The sequence below is a fragment of the Sphingomonas sp. BE123 genome (genome assembly GCF_031456015.1).
Classification (GTDB): domain Bacteria; phylum Pseudomonadota; class Alphaproteobacteria; order Sphingomonadales; family Sphingomonadaceae; genus Sphingomonas.
Genome location: NZ_JAVDTW010000001.1, coordinates 1,159,935 through 1,180,342, shown reverse-complemented (window position 1 = coordinate 1,180,342; position 20,408 = coordinate 1,159,935). Strand labels below are relative to the sequence as shown.

At 63.2% G+C, this 20,408-nt stretch carries 19 protein-coding genes and 1 tRNA gene; 14 read left to right on the top strand and 6 right to left on the bottom strand.

All coding sequences use genetic code 11. The features are described from left to right. Positions 1 to 28: 28 nt before the first annotated feature. From J2Y54_RS05980 to J2Y54_RS05970, 3 genes are read right to left on the bottom strand one after another with little or no spacing between them, the layout of a single operon-like run. Entirely contained in the window at positions 29 to 676 is a 648-nt protein-coding gene (locus J2Y54_RS05980; RefSeq protein WP_310037746.1) for a hypothetical protein, read from the bottom strand. Beyond that, on the bottom strand, positions 676 to 3,816 hold the full coding sequence (locus J2Y54_RS05975) for an N-6 DNA methylase (protein ID WP_310037744.1): 3,141 nt from the start codon (positions 3,814 to 3,816) through the stop codon (positions 676 to 678). Before J2Y54_RS05975 ends, J2Y54_RS05980 begins: the two co-directional genes overlap by 1 nt. Further along, the gene (locus J2Y54_RS05970; protein ID WP_310037742.1) at positions 3,813 to 4,277 is read right to left on the bottom strand and encodes a hypothetical protein; all 465 of its coding nucleotides are present in this window, start codon (positions 4,275 to 4,277) and stop codon (positions 3,813 to 3,815) included. Before J2Y54_RS05970 ends, J2Y54_RS05975 begins: the two co-directional genes overlap by 4 nt. Positions 4,278 to 4,539: 262 nt before the next feature. On the opposite strand from J2Y54_RS05970, the gene J2Y54_RS05965 reads away from it, so the two are divergent. The 14 genes from J2Y54_RS05965 (at position 4,540) to J2Y54_RS05900 (ending at position 17,582) form a co-directional block, all read left to right on the top strand. Continuing rightward, on the top strand, positions 4,540 to 5,448 hold the full coding sequence (locus J2Y54_RS05965; protein WP_310037739.1) for a HEPN domain-containing protein: 909 nt from the start codon (positions 4,540 to 4,542) through the stop codon (positions 5,446 to 5,448). A 161-nt stretch (positions 5,449 to 5,609) separates the two neighbouring features. Further along, positions 5,610 to 7,634: a conjugal transfer protein TraG gene (locus tag J2Y54_RS05960; RefSeq protein WP_310037736.1), complete on the top strand. Its 2,025-nt coding sequence runs from the start codon at positions 5,610 to 5,612 to the stop codon at positions 7,632 to 7,634. Between the two features lie 7 nt (positions 7,635 to 7,641). Next, on the top strand, positions 7,642 to 8,046 hold the full coding sequence (locus tag J2Y54_RS05955; protein ID WP_310037732.1) for a CopG family transcriptional regulator: 405 nt from the start codon (positions 7,642 to 7,644) through the stop codon (positions 8,044 to 8,046). Continuing rightward, on the top strand, positions 8,046 to 9,044 hold the full coding sequence (gene trbB, locus J2Y54_RS05950; RefSeq protein ID WP_310037731.1) for a P-type conjugative transfer ATPase TrbB: 999 nt from the start codon (positions 8,046 to 8,048) through the stop codon (positions 9,042 to 9,044). The genes J2Y54_RS05955 and trbB overlap by 1 nt, the downstream gene beginning before the upstream one ends. Position 9,045: 1 nt before the next feature. Next, the gene (locus J2Y54_RS05945) at positions 9,046 to 9,381 is read left to right on the top strand and encodes a TrbC/VirB2 family protein (RefSeq protein ID WP_310037729.1); all 336 of its coding nucleotides are present in this window, start codon (positions 9,046 to 9,048) and stop codon (positions 9,379 to 9,381) included. Further along, positions 9,378 to 9,653 carry a VirB3 family type IV secretion system protein gene (locus J2Y54_RS05940; RefSeq protein ID WP_310037728.1) on the top strand — a complete coding sequence of 92 codons (276 nt, stop codon included), beginning with the start codon at positions 9,378 to 9,380 and terminating at the stop codon, positions 9,651 to 9,653. The genes J2Y54_RS05945 and J2Y54_RS05940 overlap by 4 nt, the downstream gene beginning before the upstream one ends. Then, the gene (trbE, locus tag J2Y54_RS05935; protein ID WP_310037727.1) at positions 9,647 to 12,097 is read left to right on the top strand and encodes a conjugal transfer protein TrbE; all 2,451 of its coding nucleotides are present in this window, start codon (positions 9,647 to 9,649) and stop codon (positions 12,095 to 12,097) included. The genes J2Y54_RS05940 and trbE overlap by 7 nt, the downstream gene beginning before the upstream one ends. Then, positions 12,097 to 12,843: a P-type conjugative transfer protein TrbJ gene (gene trbJ / locus J2Y54_RS05930; RefSeq protein ID WP_310037726.1), complete on the top strand. Its 747-nt coding sequence runs from the start codon at positions 12,097 to 12,099 to the stop codon at positions 12,841 to 12,843. Before trbE ends, trbJ begins: the two co-directional genes overlap by 1 nt. Before the next feature lie 129 nt (positions 12,844 to 12,972). Continuing rightward, complete coding sequence (gene trbL, locus J2Y54_RS05925; protein WP_310038485.1) at positions 12,973 to 14,277, top strand: P-type conjugative transfer protein TrbL; 1,305 nt, start codon at positions 12,973 to 12,975, stop codon at positions 14,275 to 14,277. Further along, positions 14,277 to 15,083: a conjugal transfer protein TrbF gene (gene trbF, locus J2Y54_RS05920; protein WP_310037725.1), complete on the top strand. Its 807-nt coding sequence runs from the start codon at positions 14,277 to 14,279 to the stop codon at positions 15,081 to 15,083. The genes trbL and trbF overlap by 1 nt, the downstream gene beginning before the upstream one ends. Then, positions 15,080 to 15,934, top strand: a complete 855-nt coding sequence (gene trbG, locus J2Y54_RS05915; protein ID WP_310037724.1) for a P-type conjugative transfer protein TrbG — start codon at positions 15,080 to 15,082, stop codon at positions 15,932 to 15,934. Before trbF ends, trbG begins: the two co-directional genes overlap by 4 nt. Further along, entirely contained in the window at positions 15,931 to 17,148 is a 1,218-nt protein-coding gene (locus J2Y54_RS05910) for a TrbI/VirB10 family protein (protein ID WP_310037723.1), read from the top strand. Before trbG ends, J2Y54_RS05910 begins: the two co-directional genes overlap by 4 nt. A 9-nt stretch (positions 17,149 to 17,157) precedes the next feature. Continuing rightward, entirely contained in the window at positions 17,158 to 17,373 is a 216-nt protein-coding gene (locus tag J2Y54_RS05905; RefSeq protein ID WP_310037722.1) for a DUF2274 domain-containing protein, read from the top strand. After that, entirely contained in the window at positions 17,370 to 17,582 is a 213-nt protein-coding gene (locus tag J2Y54_RS05900) for a helix-turn-helix domain-containing protein (protein WP_310037721.1), read from the top strand. The genes J2Y54_RS05905 and J2Y54_RS05900 overlap by 4 nt, the downstream gene beginning before the upstream one ends. 1 nt (position 17,583) lies before the next feature. On the opposite strand, the gene J2Y54_RS05895 is transcribed toward J2Y54_RS05900, so the two are convergent. The 3 genes from J2Y54_RS05895 to J2Y54_RS05885 form a co-directional block, all read right to left on the bottom strand. Next, a complete protein-coding gene (locus J2Y54_RS05895) occupies positions 17,584 to 18,816 on the bottom strand; it encodes a phage integrase central domain-containing protein (protein WP_310038482.1) in 1,233 nt (410 codons plus the stop codon). 173 nt (positions 18,817 to 18,989) lie between these two features. After that, positions 18,990 to 19,076 (bottom strand) — tRNA-Leu (locus tag J2Y54_RS05890). A gap of 96 nt (positions 19,077 to 19,172) precedes the next feature. Further along, positions 19,173 to 20,387, bottom strand: coding sequence for an MFS transporter (locus tag J2Y54_RS05885; protein ID WP_310037720.1), 1,215 nt, complete (start codon positions 20,385 to 20,387; stop codon positions 19,173 to 19,175). Between the last annotated feature and the right edge of the window lie 21 nt (positions 20,388 to 20,408).

The window sequence follows — 20,408 nt, the reverse complement described above, 5'->3', positions numbered from 1 at the left end:
GGGCAGCCGTGCTGGCGCGCATGTACGATCAACCAAAGGGATCAAGCGCGTGCGAAAGCAAAGCGTGACGCACTTCGATGTTCTTCGTTCCGGCGCGGCTATGGGTCGTACTGAACCGGTTGATTCGATGCACCGGGACCATAGGAACCGGACCACCTAGAATATTTAGCGCAGCGTGAGACGCGATCGCATTTGCCAATCGCTCCATTGAGAAACCGAGATCGCCGTCCAACACATAACCGAGCATGCAACCGACCTCCAACCCTTCGGCATATTGCTCGGTGATGAAGCGCATCATTCCGTCGGTGACGTAAGGGCCGGCCAGTGATTGTCTGCCACCGCTGTAGATCACATTTAGGCGTTTGCATTCGTAGGCGAGGTAGCGCGTGCGATCCCAGTCGAGAATGACAGCGAGGTCGATCTGACCTTTGCTGTATTGGGCGCCTGTCGGATGGGTGCCGGTCGGTTCGAACTGAAATTCTATCCAGTGACAAAGCCGACGAACCACAGGATCCTTGCCCAGCAAAGAGACGAGATTGATTGTGATTGTGTCTTCGTCCGGTTGTCCGGGCAGAAGATCGAGGAGCGTGGGCCATACCGCCGCGATACGGTCGAGAATGCGATCATCGAGCGAGGCAAAACGCGCTGCCCATTTCTCAGAGTCGCCCAGCAGCATCAGGCGCCGGCAGTCTGTCTTTGGATGGTGATCGCGTCCTGAAGATCCATCGCGATGGAATCCGCGTCGGCAAGTGCGGCAGCCCGAAGCCAGAACCGCATTTGCATCGGCTTGATCAGATAGAGACTGTCGCCGACGAAGACCCGGAGATCGGGGATCAACTGGAAATTACCGTCCAGCGGCTGATTGATGTGCTCCGCCAGATAACCCAGCACATCGTTCAGAGAAGCGCTGTCATCCTCGGAATAGCTGCTCTCATGCTCGAGCGTGATCCGCAATATTGCGAGGTCGACGCTCCTGGCGACCAACTTCGTGCCTACCGATCCGCCATCAAGGAGCCATCCCCGCAGACTCTCGGCCAAGGTTTCGGCATATGCCCGCCGCTGATCTTCGAGCGGCGGCTTCCAAAGACCCGGACTTGCACCTTCGTGCGGCTGGATCGCGGGAATGATTGTATCGACCGCATCGTCGATCAGAACGATCTCGTCGTCCGAAAGGCAGAAATAATCATAGGTTAAGCGGTCGATCGCGCCGAGATACGCATCGTCTCCGCCACCGAGCGTGAAAGGTTGGCGCGAGGCATCCATCGCCGCGTCGATCACCGCGACCAGCGCGTCCGAGGCGCGGGCCGCTCGATCGGGATCCGGCAGCTCCGCGAGTTTCGGGAAGGGCAGGCGTCGCAGCTCGGCCTGCTTCACTTCCGGCCGGTCCGATCCGAACGATGCCGTGCCATGGAATGCGTACCAGACGGAAAGTCGGCTGTTCAGGATAGCAGTGAGCAATTTTGCCCGCCGCTCCTCGCCGGACGGAACAATGATCGCCTGTAGAATGTCCTGGAACGTCAACGGACTTTGACAATAGGCGGCGCGCAACCTGGTTTGGGAGGTTTCGACCCCGCGCGGGACAAGGATGCGAACCCCCGCAAAGCCCGGCTCGAAACCCCTTCTGCGCACAAGGTTGCTGATAGCAGGGTGCAGGCCATCATCGGCTTGTGCCAGTCTGCGAAAAGCACCGATCGGGAGGTCGGGGTATGTGCCGACATACTGGCTAACCTGAGGCTTGACCGGTTTGCTCCCCGTTTCGTCCTCCTCGGCACCGGCGTAGCCAGCAGTTTCAGCATCGTCATCGTCATTGCTTGCGAATGGCTGGTAGCCTTGCCCGATGACCCAGTGCCCAGTCGGGTCCTGCCGCCGCCGGCTGAACGACCCAAAGTCAGCGACAAGGTCGCCGATTTTTGACAACCTCGCGAGATAGCCGAACAGTTTGGCGTCCGGTTCCCGCATCCAGAGGCGTTGCTTGAATGCTAACGGGTTATCGAGAACGGCCTCCACGGACATCGCCATCTTGTCGGCGCTGCTGAGTGTGATCACCCGTTTGATCCGCAGGTTCAGATCGGCTTTCGGTGCCCAATAATCGAACGTGTAGGGAAAATGCTCCACTGAACCGGCACCATAAATGACAAGTGCTGCGGGACGATGGGCATGTTCGAAGAGCTGGAAGCGCAGGTCGGCGAAGTTAATAATCCGCCGGATGTGGCACGCGCGCATAAATTGGTTTCGCGCGGCGACGGTCTTCGCCGAATGGTTATGCAGGAAGCCCATCGACGGAAGAAGAAAAGCAACGACGCCGCCTGCGGCGAGATGTCGACCAGCCTTCCAGGTGAAGGCCCAGGCGTCCTCCTTGCCGGGCATTGGGAGCGCTGCATCTTTACTCCACCGAACCGACGACCGGTCGGGTCCCCGCCGACTCGTCCACGGCGGATTGCCGATGATGAGATCGAATCCCTGTTCGGTTTCGGGCACCGCGAAAAAGTCCCGACAGATTAGGCTGTGGCCCCACAGCTCCGGTAAGACCTTCCCCCGGCTGATCAGCCGTCGGATGTCACGGGGCGATACTTCCTCGAGCAATGCGACATAGAGGGAGAACACCGCCACGCGCACCGCGCTGCCATTGATATCCCAGCCATGGACACGGCGCAGTATCCCGAGGAGCTGGTCCCAGGCGATCTCGCCATCGTTCGAACGGCTTCTCCAGTGTTCGCAGAGCCGCTGGAAGGACCGGACCAGAAAAACTCCCGACCCGCATGCGGGATCGAGGAAGCGGCCTTCGTCGCGCACTGCGGGGCTCAGCATGTCCCAGACCTGCGATACTACGGTATCGGCCAGGAACATGGGGGTATAAAAGGCGCCGGTCGCCCGACGCTCCGCCTCTTTTTCTCCTAGAAAGCGATCATAAACCGCACTGACGAGTTCGACGGGGATATATCGGAAATCATAGCCCCAGAACCGGTGCTGCCCGTAAGCCATCTCTTCGCGACCCAAGCGGAACGAGGCGAGGATATCAAGATGGCTTCCCCTGATCTCCGGCGCTTGTACCTGCGGCTCGAACGAGCAGGGCGCGACAAAGATATCGCCGTTGAAGTCGGCCTTGAGCGTCGCGAATAGCGCCTGAAGAAGCGACACGTCCCGCTGGCCTAGCATTTCAAGGAAGCTGTTCGCGGTTCCTGAGGATACCGTGCGGAAATATTCGGCGGAAATGATGTCACGGTCTTCGAGATAAGCGATGAACATCGCCTGGATCAGAAGCGCCTGAGCGGGGTCTGGATCGAGCCCCTCCTTGCGAAGCAGCGTGTGCGAGACCTTAAGGTTGTCGAGCAAAACCTGGTCGATGCGTTCCTTGGGCTTGAAGTATTCCGCGTGCTCGGACCACAGTCGGCCCGATTCGGCACCATCGACGATATTTCGAAGCCGCAGGGCATCCGCCGTCAGTGTCAATGTGTCGACCAAACAGCGATTCTCGAACGCCTCGTCGGCGTCTTTCAGCGGCGTGCGCGCGAGCGAGAATGCGCGCATAACCTCGCCACTGATGACCAGAAGCAGACTGATCAGTCCCTGATTCCACAATGCGCCATGGAGGTCGACGACCGCTTTGCGGTCGTAAGTGTCAGTGACCAGAATGGCGATCGTTGGCACTGTCTGGACGCAGAACACCGCCGACACCTGAAGGTCATCCAGTGCCACCCGGATCGCCGAGGCGTGTGGCGCATCAACAACAGACGCTGACGCGTCGTAGAGTTCCGGCGCCTGCCGGTTAGCGAGGCCAAGCCGCTCCTTCCATTCCGGGCTAAGCGCGAGGGTCATCGGGTCGCTACAGTGCGCGTCAGTGCAAGTGGCGGGAACAGCAATTGACTTTGATCACTCTCGCCCTGCTCGCGAAGCAGGGCACCACGCAGCTCCGCGAGCAGCGGATCGAGCGGACAGAAGATCGTCAGCTCGCCGGCTTTCCACGGCGATGGATCCCGGACGATTCGGCATTTGCGTTCCAGCAGGTCGATTGCGAAAACGCCGCCTTCCATGACGCTCCAAGGGGACGCATCGCAGATGGTGATGATGTCCGGGACAACGTCCTTCAGCGCGCTTACTCGAATGCCAGCCGTTTCGGTCAGTCGCCGGATGATGCTCGCCGCGACCAGATCACCAATTGTGAAGCATGGCGCCCGTCCAGTGCGCCCCGCATAGGACGGCAACGCGCGTTTCCAGTGGCGATAGGTTTCTAGCGAGAGGCCGACGGTGTCACGCAATTGGCCAATCGTATAATACATGGGGCTCACAACGGCCTGAGGTGGGGCCAGCCCCATGTAATGGGCGCGCTAGGCGCCGTCAACCATGTTCTCTCTGTGTTCCTGGCGAACTAGCCGCAGCGCGAATTGGCGAAAATGCAAAGGCAAATGTGCATAACTTGTGGCTTTCCTACATGCTCCGATCGGCCCGCTCCGAAAGCCGTTGGGCTTTGGAAGAGGCAATGGACGAATTATGTTGCTGCCAAGGCGGTTCGCCGCGAGAATCGTGACCGTGAGGCACGGCGTGGATCATCTGCCCTTGGTCCAGCAAGGCGAGCTGGACCGAGTGAAGCAATTGCTGATGGGCGAGTTCGCCCAAGCGACGGCGCGCGCAACTCAGCCCTGGAAGAGAAACGGGAGCATCCTCAAGGTCGTGTTGTTCGGCAGTTATGCCCGAGAGGATTGGGTCGATGAACCCCAGAATGGCTACCAGTCCGACTATGACCTGCTGATCATCGTCAGTCATCCTGATCTCACTGACATTGCCGACTACTGGTATGTCGCCGAGGACAAGATACTGCGCGACGCCGAAATCGCCCGGCCAGTGAACATCATCGTCCACACGCTGGATGAGGTGAACCAAGCGCTAAGCCGGGGCGAGTATTTCTGGGTCGATATCGTCCGCGACGGCATCGTCCTATACGAACGGCCTGGCAGTGCGTTTGCCACACCGCAACCGCTAACGATCGCTGATGCGTATGAGATGGCGAGCAAGTACCTTTCCGAATGGCTGCCCAGCACAGATAGAGCGCTGACGACGGCACACGAGCAGGCGCTTAAGGGCGCTGACGATCTCGGATGGCGCAAGGAGGCCGTGTTCTCGCTGCATCAGGCGACGGAGCGCGCCTATATCTGCTTCCTGCTTGTCCGAACCCTGTACTTCCCCCGCTCGCACAACATCAAATTCCTGCGGTCGCTGGCCGAGGACAGCGAGACACGGCTGATCGACGCATGGCCGCGCGCCACCCGGATTGACCGCCGTCGCTTCGAATTGCTCAAGCGCGCCTATGTCGAGGCTCGCTACTTGGCGAGCTTCGAGATCACCAATGACGACCTCAATGTCCTGTCCCGATCGGTCCGCACCCTTCGCGATATCGTCGAAATGGTTTCGCGCGAACGTATCGAAACGCTCCGGATAGACGCCGGTCTCTAACTGCCGAGCGATGGCTGCCGGAGAGCTTCCGGCTCCGGCACCTGACCGGAACGCACCAAGGCAAGCCCATCTGCGCCCATCAGCGCCGTTCCGTTTTTGGCGTCCGTCAACGAGTCTGAATCCGCCCGAGCCGATCCTGTCCGGCGGGCGGGAGCCTCGACGTGACACCCACCAAATTGCTCATCGGCCAGATCCTTATCGTCTTCGCGATCGTCATCGCGGGCGTGTGGGCCGCAACGCAGTGGGCGGCGGCGATGCTCGCTTATCAGCCCGAACTGGGGCTGCCGTGGTTCAGGCTCGGCACCATGCCAATCTACCATCCATGGGCGCTGTTCGGCTGGTGGTATCACTATGATGCCTATGCCCCGATCGTCTTTGACAAGGCGGGTATGCTCGCCGGCGCCAGCGGGTTTATCGGCTGCGCGGCGGCGATTTTCGGATCGATATGGCGCGCGCGCCAGTCGAGCAATGTCACTACCTATGGCTCGGCGCGCTGGGCCAGCCGCCGCGAGATCGAACGCGCTGGTCTGCATTGCGACGCGGGGGTCATGCTCGGCACGCTCGGTGGCCGCTATCTGCGCCATGACGGCCCCGAGCATATCATGGCGTTCGCGCCAACCCGATCGGGCAAGGGCGTGGGCCTTGTCGTGCCCACCTTGCTGTCCTGGACCGGTTCGACCGTGGTCCACGACATTAAGGGTGAGAACTGGACGCTGACCGCCGGCTGGCGCGCACGCTTCTCGCACTGTCTGCTGTTCAACCCCACCGATGTCGCGTCAGCGCATTACAATCCGCTGCTCGAAGTGCGGCGCGGTATCGACGAAGTGCGCGACGTCCAGAACATCGCAGATATCCTGGTTGATCCCGAGGGTGCGCTGGAACGCCGCAACCATTGGGAAAAGACGAGCCATTCGCTGCTCGTCGGCGCGATTCTCCATATCCTCTACGCCGAGGAGGAAAAGACGCTCGCGCGTGTCGCGACATTCCTGTCCGACCCGCAGCGCAGCTTCGTCGCCACGCTGCGCCGGATGATGACCACCAATCATCTCGGCGACGACAAAAGCCCCAGGGTCCATCCCGTAATCGCGTCCGCCGCACGCGAACTGCTCAACAAGAGCGAGAACGAGCGTTCTGGCGTGCTCTCGACCGCCATGTCCTTCCTTGGCCTTTATCGCGATCCGACTGTTGCCGAAGTCACCTCGCGATGCGACTGGCGGATCGCCGACCTGATCGAGGCCGAGCGCCCCCTGTCGCTTTATCTCGTCATTCCGCCGTCGGACATCAGCCGCACCAAACCGCTGATCCGTCTTGTGCTCAACCAGATCGGGCGTCGGCTCACCGAGCGGCTCGATCAACCCGGCACATCCGCACGTCGGCACCAGCTCCTGATGATGCTGGACGAGTTCCCGGCATTGGGTCGTCTCGACTTCTTCGAGACCAGTCTCGCATTCATGGCTGGCTATGGCATCCGCGCTTTCCTCATTGCGCAGAGTCTGAACCAGATCGAAAAGGCATATGGCGATCACAACGCCATCCTCGACAATTGCCATGTCCGGGTTGCATTCGCGACTAACGACGAACGCACCGCCAAACGCATTTCCGACGCGCTCGGCACCGCGACCGAGCAGCGCGCCATGCGCAACTATGCAGGCCATCGCCTCGCGCCGTGGCTCGCGCACGTCATGGTCAGCCGCCAGGAAACCGCCCGGCAGCTGCTGACCCCCGGCGAGGTCATGCAGCTATCGCCCGACGAGGAACTCGTGCTCGTGTCCGGGCTCGCGCCGATCCGGGCGCGTAAACTGCGCTACTTTCGCGACCGCAACTTTGTCGCGCGCGTGACACCCGCGCCGGTGCTGGCATCGGGTGAATATTCCGATCGCCCTAAGCCGCGCGGCAATGACTGGTCCGATCAGGTGCGCGGCATCGATGCGCGACTGCACCAGGCAGAGAATGCTGCGGGCGGCGAGGACGATGGCGGTATGCAGCAGCAGCGTCATCCCGGACTTCCGGAACAAGTCTCCAGGGCAGCCGACGCCGCCGAAACACGCGATCCCCAGATCGTGCCCGACGACGACGATGTCGCCGCCGACAAGCGCGCCATGGACCAGGCGCAAGGGCAGAACGCCGTCGTCCGGAGCCATGCGATCAACGAGGGCGCGAAGCGCGACCTCATACCCGATTTCTGAGGCTGCGATGAAGATCCGTCAGAACCTCTATATCGACCGCGAACTCAGCGACGCGCTGGAAGCGCTCGCCGCCGGACCGCGCGGCAACAAGAGCCATCTCGTCAACGATGCGCTGAAGGACTGGCTCGCGCGCCAAGGGACCAAGGAGGTCGATGACCTCCTAAAGGTTCGCCTCGACCGGATATCGCGCGAACTCGCCGGCGCACGGCGCGACATCGACGTGCTGCTGGAAAGCCTGGCGCTGTTCGTCCGCTACCAGTTGATGGTGACGGCACCTTTGCCCGAAGCCGACGCCGCAGCTCGCGCCACCGGTCGCGACCGCTTCGAGGCGTTCGTCTCACAGGTCGGCCGTCAGATCGCGGGCGGCACCCGCACGCTGGCGCCTTTCCAATCCGACGGAGCATCATCGTGATGTCCGCCCAGCCTGAAAGCGTCTCCGCAGAACGCCGCCGCGCCATGCTGCGCACCGCGATGGGGCCGGCGATCGCCGCCGCGCTCGCCGACCCGCGCGTCATCGAGATCATGGTCAATCCCGACGGTGCGCTCGGCATCGACATTCTGGGCGAAGGCCGCGTCGATACCGGCGTGAAGCTCGATCCCGCCCAGGTCGAGCGGATCATCCGGCTGGTGGCGTCGCATGTCCGGTCCGAAGTGCATGGCGACAGGCCTATTGTGTCGGCTGAGCTGCCGCCGCTTGACTCAGGTGCCGGGGAGCGGTTCGAAGGAATTCTGCCGCCAGTTTCCACTGCGCCGTGCTTCTCGATCCGGAAACCTGCGGCCCGCATCTACACGCTGATGGACTATGTGACCGACGGCATCATGTCGGCGGAGGCCGCGCGCCTCTTGTCGCTTTCCGTCGTCGAGCGCAGCAACATCCTTGTCGCTGGCGGAACCAGTTCGGGCAAGACCACGCTCGCCAACGCGCTGCTCGCTGAGATGGCGCATTTGGACGAACGGGTAATCCTGATCGAGGACACCCGCGAGCTGCAATCGCCCGCGCGGGACACGATCGCGCTCAGGACCCGGGCTGGCACCGTCACCATGGGCGATCTCGTGCGCTCGACGCTGCGCCTTCGACCCGACCGCATCATCGTCGGCGAGGTACGTGGGTCCGAAGCGCTGGACATGCTCAAGGCGTGGAACACCGGTCACCCCGGCGGAATCGCGACAGTCCACGCCAACAGCGCCGCGTCCGCGCTCTACCGGATCGAACAGCTCATCCAGGAAGCTGTCGTCACCGTCCCGCGCCGCCTCGTCGCCGATGCGATCGACATGATCGTCTTCATTGCCGGCCGCGGCACCGCGTGGCGCATCGAAACGATCGCGCGCGTCGCGGGGCTCGACCCGCAGGGCGATTACGCCGTCGTCGATCTCACACCCGTCCTGACCCCTGACCTTCAAGGAGACTGACATGCGTATGCTTCATATCCCTAACCGCGACCGCATTTTGCTGACCGGCCTGGCGCTGGGTCTTTCGCTCACCTTGGCGAGTGCAGCACAGGCCGGCGGGTCCGGCATGCCTTGGGAGCAGCCGCTCCAGCAGGTTCTCGAGTCTGTCCAGGGACCGGTCGCCAAGATCGTCGCGGTGATCATCATCATCACCACCGGCCTGACGCTCGCCTTCGGCGAGTCCTCGGGCGGCTTTCGCCGGCTGATCCAGATCGTGTTCGGTCTTTCGATTGCGTTCGCGGCTTCGTCCTTCTTCCTGTCCTTCTTCAGCTTTGGCGGCGGGGCGCTCGTCGCATGAGCCCCGTGGACACCGCTCATGTTGCGGGCTTCGAGGCGCCGATCCACGCCAGCCTGGGGCAAGCGATCCTGCTTGGCGGCGCGCCGCGCGGGATCGCCATCGTCAACGGTACGGTTGCAGCGGCCGTCGGCCTGGGCCTCCAGCAATGGCCGGTCGGGATCGCGCTATGGGCAGTCGGGCACAGCATCGCGGTCTTTGCCGCGCGCCGCGATCCTGATTTCGCAGCCGTTTTGCTCCGCCACCTGCGTCAGAAGGGATATCTGGCGTGCTGAACCTCGCCGAATATCGCAGCCATGCCGACCGGCTCGCCGATCACCTGCCCTGGGCCGCGCTGGTCGCACCCGGAATCGTCCTCAACAAGGATGGCAGCCTCCAGCGCAGTTTCGCGTTTCGCGGTCCCGACCTTGAAAGCGCGACCGAGGCGGAGCTCGTCTCCGCCTGCGCGCGCGCCAACAATGTACTCAAGCGGCTCGGCTCGGGTTGGGCGCTATTCTTCGATGCCGAACGGCGCGAAGCACTGGGCTATCCCGAAAGCGTCTTTCCCGATCCTGCGTCATGGCTGATCGAGCAGGAGCGGCGTGCCAGTTTCGAGGCCCAGGGTCAGCACTTCGAGAGCCGCTTTCACGGCACGCTGGTCTGGCTGCCGGATGCCGACAGTAGCGATGCAGCAGGACGGACACTGGTCGAGCGACCCGACGACGCCAAAGGGCGAGACTGGCATGCCAGCCTCTCCGGCTTCATTGCCGAAAGCGATCGCGTGCTCGACCTTCTGTCCAGCTTCATGCCGGAGGTGCGCCCTTTAAACGACGCCGAGACGCTGACGTATCTCCACGGCACCGTTTCCAGCCGTCGTCACCCCGTCATCGTACCGGAGACGCCGATCTATCTCGATGCGCTGCTCGTTGACACGCCGCTGACCGGCGGGCTTGAGCCCAGGCTCGGCGATCTGCACCTGCGCACCCTAACCATTCTCGGTTTTCCGAACCTCAGTCGACCCGGCATTCTCGATGCGCTCAACCATCAGGATTTCGGATACCGCTGGGTCACGCGCTTCATTGCGCTCGACAAGACCGACGCGACTAAGGCGCTGACGAAGATCCGGCGGCAATGGTTCAACAAGCGCAAGTCGATCGCCGCGCTGCTGCGCGAGGTAGTGTACAACCAGCCAGCCCAGCTTCTCGACAGCGACGCCGATAACAAGGTGGTCGATGCCGACCTTGCGCTCCAGACGCTCGGCGGCGATCACGTTGCTTTCGGATATCTGACTACGACGATCACGGTGTCGGACACCGATCGCGCTCGCGCCGAGGACAAGGTTCGCGCGGTCGAGCGGATCGTCAACGGCCTCGGCTTCACATGCCTGCGCGAAGGCGTCAACGCGGTCGAAGCGTGGCTGTCATCGCTGCCCGGTCAGGCTTACGCGAACGTGCGCCAGCCGCTGATCCATACCCTCAATCTCGCCCACCTCATGCCACTGTCGTCGGTGTGGGCAGGACCTGCTGGCAACCGCCATCTCGACGGCCCGCCATTGCTCTATGCGCAGACCAGTGGATCAACTCCTTTTCGCCTGTCGACCCATATCGGCGATGTCGGTCATATGCTCGTCGTTGGTCCTACCGGTGCTGGCAAGTCGGTGCTGCTGGCCCTGATTGCATTGCAGTTCCGGCGCTATGCCGGCTCGCAACTCTATATCTTCGACAAGGGCTATTCGGCACGCGCGGCGGTGCTGGCGATGGGCGGCGCGCATCATGCGTTGGGTCTCGGCGCGGATAGCGGCGACACCTTGGCGTTCCAGCCGCTTCGCCGCATTGATGATCCCAACGAACGGAGCTGGGCGGCAGAATGGATAGCGGCGCTGCTGGCCCACGAAAAGGTTATTGTCACCCCCGAGGTGAAGGACGCTGTGTGGTCCGCACTTTGCAGCCTCGCATCGGCACCACCTCAGGAGCGCACGCTGACCGGACTGGCCATGCTACTCCAGTCCAATGCGCTGCGCATCGCGCTGACCGCCTATACGCTCGACGGCCCCTACGGGCGTCTTCTCGACGCGGCTGAACAGCATCTCGCCTTCGCGGACATCCAGTGCTTCGAGACCGAGGCGCTGATGGGACAGGCCGGGGTGGTCGCCCCGGTGCTGACCTATCTCTTCCACCGCCTCGAAGAACGCTTCGACGGTCGGCCAACGCTGCTCGTTCTCGACGAGGCCTGGATTTTTCTCGATCATCCGCTTTTCGCCGCGCGCATCCGCGAATGGCTGAAGACCCTGCGCAAGAAAAATGTCGCGGTGCTGTTCGCAACGCAGAGCCTCGCCGATATCGCCGACAGCAGCATTGCACCAGCGATCATCGAGAGCTGCCCGCAGCGCATCTTGCTGCCCAACGACCGCGCGATCGAGCCGCAATCGCGGGCCGCCTATGAACGTTTCGGACTCAATGACCGGCAAATCGAGCTGGTCAGCCGCGCGACCCCGAAGCGGCAATATTACCTTCAATCGGCGCGCGGCAATCGGTTGTTCGAGCTCGGCCTCGGGCCAATCGCGCTCGCGCTGTGCGGTGCGTCCGATCCCGTAACCCAGGCGCGCATCGACGCGCTGCTGGCGGAGCATGGTCCCGAGAATTTCGCGGCCCGCTTCCTTGAGCAAGCCGGTCTCGAATGGGCCGGCGATCTCCTCGCCGATTTTCCGAATTTCACGCCTACCCAAGAAGGAGAAGTGTAATGCGTATTGTCACCCGCAAAGTCCTGATCGCGTCCGCGCTCAGCATCGGAACCGCCGGTTCGCTGGCCATGGGGCTCGTCACTGCGAGCACCCCGGCACGCGCGCAAATCAGCGTATTCGACCCGACCAACTACAGCCAGAACCTGCTCACCGCGGCGCGCACGCTCACCCAGATCAACAATCAGATTCAGTCCCTCCAGAACGAGGCGACGATGTTGATCAATCAAGCGAAGAACCTCAGCCGGATCGACTTCCCGCAACTCCAGCAGCTCAACCAGAACTTGGCTGCGATCGACCGGCTGATGGGACAGGCGCAAGGGATCGATTTCAGGGTCGATGGCCTGGACCAGCAGTTCAGCCGGTTGTTTCCCAGGGACTTCAATCAGGCACTGACCACCAACAAACAGGTGGTCGCTGCCAAAGCGCGGCTCGATGCCGCAATGTCGGGCTTCCGGCAGGCGATGGGCGTGCAATCCCAAATCGTCACCAACGTGCAGGCTGATGCCGGGACGCTCAGCGAGATCGTTGCGAGGAGCCAGGGCGCGGAGGGCGGCTTGCAGGCCCAACAGGCCACGAACCAGCTACTGGCGCTCACCGCCAAGCAGCAGTTCCAGATCCAGAAGATGATGGCGGCGCAATACCGCGCCGAAGCGACCGAAGCCGCGCGCCGCGCGCAGGCCGAGGCCGAAGGGCGGGAACGTACCCGGAAGTTCCTGGGCACCGGTCAGGCCTACACGCGCGAATAGGCGCGGCGACGAGCTGAGGCGGCGCAGTCCAGCTCCCTGATCGCGCCGCCTCGTCGCGGAGTCCGTTTGCCTCGCCCCCGGGTGGCGGACTCCGCGACACCTCTTACTCAAGTCGAAAGCTGCCGAACCGTGCAAGATCTCAATGTCATCGACCGCTTCATGCAGGCCTTTATCCGCTATATCGACAGCGGATTCGGGCTGCTCGGTAATGACGTCGGATTTCTCACCGCGACGCTGATCGGGATCGACATCACGCTCGCCGGCCTGTTCTGGGCAATGGGTGGCGACGACAACGTCCTTGGCCGGTTCCTCAAGAAAATCCTCTACATCGGTGCGTTCGCGTTCATCCTGAACAGCTTCTCGACGCTTGCCGACATCATCTTCAAGTCGTTCGCCCAGGCCGGACTAACTGCTGGCGGCGGCACGCTGTCGGCTGACGACCTGCTTCGCCCCGGACAAGTTGCATCGACCGGCTTCAGCGCCGCCTGGCCCCTGCTTGAGCAGGCCTCGAGCATGATGGGCTTTATCAGCTTCTTCGAGAACTTCCTGACGATCATGGTCCTGCTGTTTGCCTGGGCGATCGTCATCCTCGCCTTCTTCATCCTTGCCGTGCAAATGTTCGTGACCATCATCGAGTTCAAGCTGACGAGCCTCGCTGGCTTCATCCTCGTGCCGTTCGCGCTGTGGAACCGAACCAGCTTCCTTGCCGAGCGCGTGCTTGGCAATGTGGTCAGCTCGGGCATCAAGGTGATGGTGCTCGCGGTCATCGTCGGCATCGGCTCGAACTTCTTCGCCGAGTTTACCACCTCGATGCAAGGACAAGAGCCCGATCTCGGTGCCGCGATGAGCCTCGCGCTCGGCGCGCTTTCGCTTTTCGGCCTCGGCATCTTCGGCCCCGGCATCGCTTCCGGTTTGGTAGCGGGCGCGCCGCAGCTGGGTGCAGGCGCTGCGCTCGGTACGGCCGCCGGCGCGGCGGGGGTGACCATGCTTGCCGGCGGTGCGACGATGGGCGCGGCCAGCGCGATCGGGGGCGGTGTGCTAGGCGCGGTCCGCGCCGGGACGTCGATGGGATCGGCTGCATCGACCGCTTACACGCTCGGGAAAGAGGCTGGCCCGGCACCGACGATGTCCGCCGGTCTTGGCGGTGTCGCCCGCGCGGCAGGCAACGCCGCCCGCGATCGCGCGTCGAGCGCGCTCAGGCTTGGCGAAGCCGCATCGAGCGGCCGCACGGCTGCCTGGAACGCGCTCAATCGGTCCGGCGCAGGTGAGCCTGCCTCCTCAGCGGCTGTCGGCGAAGGAGCGCCCAAATGGGCTCAATCGATGCGCGCGCAGCAAAACGCTCGTCATCACCGTCAGATCGCGCTGCACTCGATTCAGCAGGGCGATCGTGGCGGTGCCTCCGCTCACCCCGACATCAAGGAAAGGGACGACTGATGATCTTCAAGCGCGCCGTCCAGCGCTACGGACGGACACCCCAGCCCGAAACGCCATACCAACGTGCCAGTCAGCTTTGGGACGAGCGGATTGGCTCGGCCCGGGTTCAGGCCCGAAACTGGCGGCTGATGGCGTTCGGGACGTTGACGCTCACCTGCGCCATGTCTGCCGCACTCATCTGGCAGTCACTCCAGAGCAGGGTCACGCCCTATGTGGTCGAGGTCGATCGTCTTGGCGACGCACGGGCGGTCACCGAGGCCGAGGCCGGATACAAGCCCACAGACCCACAGATCGCCTGGCATCTGGCGAAGTTCATCGAGAACGTTCGCGCTGTTTCGCTCGACCCGGTGCTGATGCGCCGCGACTGGCTATCGGCCTATGCCTTCGCGACCGAGCGCGGCGCGCGATCCCTCGACGACTATGCAAGGGCTGCGGACCCGTTCGCCCGGATCGGCGAGCGAACCGTGGCGGTGCAGGTGACTAGTGTCGTCCGTGCCTCGGAGCGATCGTTTCAGGTGAAATGGACCGAAACGCCCTACGAGCGCGGGAGTGCGGGGGGATCGTCGACCTGGACGGGAATTCTGACGATCGTGACCAAGCCACCCGTATCGGCGGACACGCTTCGCAAGAATCCGCTCGGCATCTACGTCGATGCGATCGACTGGAGTCGCGAAATCGAGCCGGCAACGGCCACCGCCCCGGCGCGCACGCCGCTGCCTCCGTCCTCAGACAACCAGCCGCTGGGCTCGCCGCTCGATCCCAACCTTGCCGCACAACCGACCCCCAATCCGGAGACACAGCCATGATCCGCTACCTTGCAGTGCCATCCCTGCTGGTGCTTGCCCTTCCGCCAGCAGCGCATGCGGCCGGGGCTTCACCATCTCAAAGTGGCCCGACGCAACGGACGGTCGCATCCGCCAATCGCCTTGCAACCATCGAGCCCGCTGCGAATGGTTTCCTGCATGCCGTTCAGGTCTATCCCTTTGCGGAAGGGGCAATCTATCGCGTGATGACCGCGCCCGGGCGGGTAACCGACATCGCGCTCCAGCCAGGCGAAACGCTCGTGGCGGTAGCCAGCGGCGACACGGCTCGCTGGGTTATCGGCGATACGACCAGCGGATCGGGCACCGCGAAGCGTACGCATGTGTTGGTCAAACCATTCAGCGCTGGGCTGTCGACCAACCTTGTGATCACCACAGACCGCCGCAGCTATCATATTGCGCTCACCAGCGTCGCGAAGGCGGCGATGGCTGCGCTCTCATGGACCTATCCGCAGGATGCGCTGATCGCCCTCAAACGCGCGGCCACGGCCGCCGAGGCAATGGCCCCGGTGGCCGCCGGCATCGAGGTAGAAACTCTTCATTTCAACTACGCCGTATCGGGCGATCGTCCCTCCTGGCGACCGCTACGCGCGTTCGACGATGGCAGGCAGACATTCATCGAGTTTCCCGCGTCGCTCGCTGTCGGGGAGGCTCCCCCGATCTTTCTGATGGACGCAAAGGGAGAGGCCCAGTTGGTCAACTATCGGGTGAAGGGCCGTTTCTACGTGGTCGATCGGATCTTCGATGCTGCGGAGCTTCGGCTCGGCACGAAGAATCAGCAAGTCGTCCGCATCAGCCGGCTGGCGGCTGGCGCCAAGACACGGAGGGGATCATGACCGACGGGAATGATCGGCCCGCGATTGATGTCCCGGCAGCGCCCGGCAAGGTTGATCCGGAAACACTGGCACTTCGCGCCCAGCCTGCGCGGGCGATCCGTTTCAAGCGCGGTGCCATCGTGGCGATCGCGGCGCTCGGCTCCGTCAGCCTTGTCGCAACCGTCTGGGTTGCGCTCAGGCCATCCAATCTGCAGCTCGTAGGCCAGACTGACGATCGGACAATTATTGCGAAGCCCCCTACCGACGCGCTCAGCGCACTTCCGGGCGGCTATGGCGACGTACCCAAGCTCGGACCGCCGCTGCCTGGTGATCTCGGCCGACCCATTCTCGAGCATCGGCGCGCAATGGGAATCGAGCCGGTGGCGGAAGAGGCAGCCCGGGCCGATCAGGCGGCAGCAACCGAACGTGAGCGGCGCGTTGCTGAAGTGAGGGCTGCGCGAGAATCCGGGTTGCTCGTGCAGTCGGGCAGCCGTCCAATCCCGACCGCTGAGGCTCAGGCAGCATTGCCTCTGGCACCGGTGGAAAGCGCCGATGCGCCGCGGCCTGTGGTCAACCCGGACCGCGATCCCAACGCCCAGCAGCGCAAGGTCGATTTTGTGGCCACGCGCGATTCCAGCGGCGACGTCAACGGTGATCGGCTGATCCCACCTGCATCACCAAATATGCTTTCCGCCGGCAGCGTGATCGCCGCGGGTCTGATCACCGGGCTTAGGTCAGATCTCCCCGGCCTTGTCACCGCCCAGGTCACCGAACGGGTCTATGACAGCGCAACCGGCTCCATCCTGCTCATTCCGCAGGGCGCTCGGCTGATCGGCAGCTATGATAGCGTCGTAGCGTACGGGCAGAAGCGCGCGCTGATCGTGTGGCAGCGGATCATATTGCCCGACGGCCGCTCGATCCGGCTCGATAATGTCCCCGCGACCGACCCGTCGGGCTATGCGGGACTAGCCGACAAGGTCGATTTCCACACTTGGACGCTGCTCAAGGGCGTCGCGATTTCAACGCTGTTGGGAGTTGGTGCCAACCTCTCCTTCTCCGGTGAGAGCGATCTCGTCCAAGCAATTCGGGAATCGACCCAGCAGAATGTCTCCCGCGCAGGAGACCAGATCACGTCGCGCAACCTGCAAGTTCAGCCGACCATCACAATCCGACCCGGCGCCCCTGTTCGGCTGGTCGTCCATCGCGACCTGATTCTCGCGCCCTGGCGCGGTTAGGAGACAAGGATGCCAACCCTTAAGCTCACCAAGCTGCCTGATCGCACGCCGATCAAGCTCACCATCACCATCACGCCGGACCTGAACCAGTTGCTGACGGACTACGCGGAAGCCTATCGGGATGCCTATGGTCAGTCGGAGCAGGTGGCTGACCTGATCCCCTACATGCTCCGCTCCTTTCTTGAGAGCGATCGCGGTTTCAGCCGCGGGAAGGCGAAATCATGACTTCACCCTCCCTGCCAACGCGGAACCATGAGCATGGCGGTGTCGCGATCGAGCCATTGTCGGTGCGGATCGCGACAGCGGTCCAGATCACGGGGATCAGCCGGTCCCGCATTTATGAGCTTATCCAGTCCGGCGATCTTGAGACTGTGAAGGTCGGTCGGTCGACGCTCATACCCTATCGCAGCCTCAAGGAGCTCGTCGGCGGCTAGCCTATCGTCGACCGCCTCCGCTCCCGAAGATCGGACGAAAAATTGCTGCGCCGTCACGCAGCTGGTCAAGATGGTCCGACCAGTGCTGCATCATTCGGACTCGCTCCTCCCAATATTCTCCCCGCGTGTAAGCGCGGCGCACCGCGCTGCCGTCGAGGTGAGCGAGCTGCTTTTCAATCGCATCGGGGTTCCAGATGCCCATCTCGTTGAGCAGCGTTGCTGCCATTGCGCGAAAGCCGTGCGCGGTCATCTCCTGTTGACTGTAGCCAAGCCGGCGAAGCGCTGCATTGATCGTGTTCTCCGACATCGGCTTGTCCGCTGACCTGAAGGACGGAAACAGGTATTTTCCATGCCCGGTGAGCGTATGTAGGTGATCGAGATGCGCCATGACCTGTCGGGACAGCGACACCCGATGCGGGCGGCGCATTTTCATTTTCTCCGCCGGGATCGACCAGATCGCATTCTGCGCGTCAATTTCGGCCCATTCGGCCTTGCGCAACTCTCCTGGCCGGACAAACAAGTACGGCGATAGCTGAAGTGCGACCGCGGTAATCTCGTGGCCAGTGTAGCCGTCGATCGCGCGCATCAGCGCACCAGCTTCCTTCGGTGTCGTGATGGCTGCAAGGTGCGTGACCTTGGGCGTGATGAGGGCACCGCGAAGGTCGGCCGCTACGTCGCGATCTGCTCGGGCGGTTGCGATGCCATAGCGAAGAACGCGGCTGAGTACGCTGCGCATCCGGCGGGCGCTCTCGTAGCGGCCCGTTGCCTCCACCTTGCGCAACACGGATAGAACGTCCTGTGCAACGACCTTTGAGATCGGCAGGTTGCCGATCGTGGGATAGGCCATGCCCAGCAGCCAGCGAATCTTCTCCAGCGTGACAGGCGCCCGACCTTCCCGTTCGATCTTGTCGAGCCATTCCTCGGCTACTGACTTGAACGTATTGTCGGCTGCGATCTTCTCCGCGATTCGGGCGTGTCTCCTTTCCGCGCACGGATCGAGTCCCGCGGCGATCTGCTCTTTCGCTTCGATCCGTCGCTGGCGTGCCGCTGCAATTCCCACCTCGGGCCAGGCGCCGAAATAGAGGGTCTTCTGCCGACCGAGGTGACGGTAATTCATGCGCCAGAGCTTCGCGCCGTTCGGCTGTACGAGAAGGTAAAGCCCCTCGGAGTCGGCTACCTTGTAGGCTTTGTCCCTGGGCTTAGCGTTGGTGATCTGGATGTGGTTCAGTGCCATGATGGTGCTAGCTCCAAAGGGCTCGCCGGCACCATCAAAAACACCATCATTTTGATGGTGCTGCCGATGGATTCGGGTGGATGAGCCCGGATTCCATTCGGCGATTTTCACTGAAAATATGCTGTAAAACCAGCTGCTTACTGGACCTTCCCGGACGTTGCCGGAAAGGCCTCTGGTGCCCAGAAGAGGACTCGAACCTCCACGACCTTGCGATCGCCAGCACCTGAAGCTGGTGCGTCTACCAATTCCGCCATCTGGGCACGGGGTAGGCGAGCGCCTCTACGGGGGCGTCTTCGGGCTGTCAACCGGCTGGCGCCGTAAATTCGTACACGCCTTCGTTTTTTTAGCGGGCGGGGTCAGCGCTGGTGGCGGATGGCGATGACCAGCGCCCCGCCAGCTGCCGTTAGCCCGGCGAGCAGCAGCATCACCGGGCCGAAATCGCTGGGAGTCGACAGGGCCCAGGCCAGCGCCGGGCCGATCAGCGCGGGCAGGGTGTTGGTGAGGTTGATGAGTCCGAGATCGCGGCCGCGATGCGCCGGGCTGGGCAGCAGCTGCATCGCGAAGCCCGAATGGATCGACAGGAACACCGAAGATCCCATCGCATAGAGCGCGAAGGCAGCGGCCGCCATTGCCCAGTCGCGTGCCAGCGCAAGGCCGAGCAGGCCCAGCGCCGCCAGCGCCGCTGCGGCGACCAGAAATGGCTTGCGGCGCCCGACCCGGTCCGACCAGCGGCCGAGCAGCACCGCGACCGGCAGCGGGAGGAGATAGGCGATCGTCATCAGCTGACCGATCGGGCCGACCTGTCTGGCGGCGGACAGGCCGGGATCGATGCTCACGAAATAATAGACGAGATAAAGCGACAGGACGTTCCCCGCGATCTGGACCAGCAGGCGCGACAGCCACGCCACCGCCAGATCGCGCCCGGCAAGGCGCGGCGCGGTGGCGGCAGGGATGACAGCGGCCGGGACCGGCGGCAGGCGCAGCAGCGGCACGACGCAGATCAGCACCATTGCGAGAATGAAGGCCAGCTTGGCGCCGTCGCCGGGCAGGGCGAGGGCGATCATCGCTGCCCCGACCGCCGATGCGAGAGGGGAACCGAGCGCGATCAGCCCCCCGGCCACGCCCATCTGAGCGCCGGGCACCTCGTCCGCCATGATCGCGAACAGCGGGGCGAGCAGGGCGTTGACCGCGACCTGGAACAGGATAATCGCAACGATGATCGCGGCCGGCGTCGCCGCCACGGCGACTGCGACGAAGGACAGGGCGAGCAGCACGAGCCCGAGCGCTGCCCAGCGGCGGCGTCCGCCACCGCGCGCGCGGGACCGGTCGCTGGCCCAGCCAAAGGCGATGTTGGCGATGCTCGCCGCCAGCGCGCCGGCGATGACGGTGGCGGTGAACAGGCCAATCCGCGCCTCGCCCGCAATCTCGGCGATCCGGACCGGCAGCAACAGGCTGAGCAGCGGCAGGAACGCGATGACGCCGCCCGCATTGGCGAGCGCGACGAGCAGGATGAAACCCGTCCCGCGCCACGTCGCGCTGCCTGTCATCTGTTCGCCCGTCACCCGCTCCACCAGATCGGGCGCGTCGGAGGC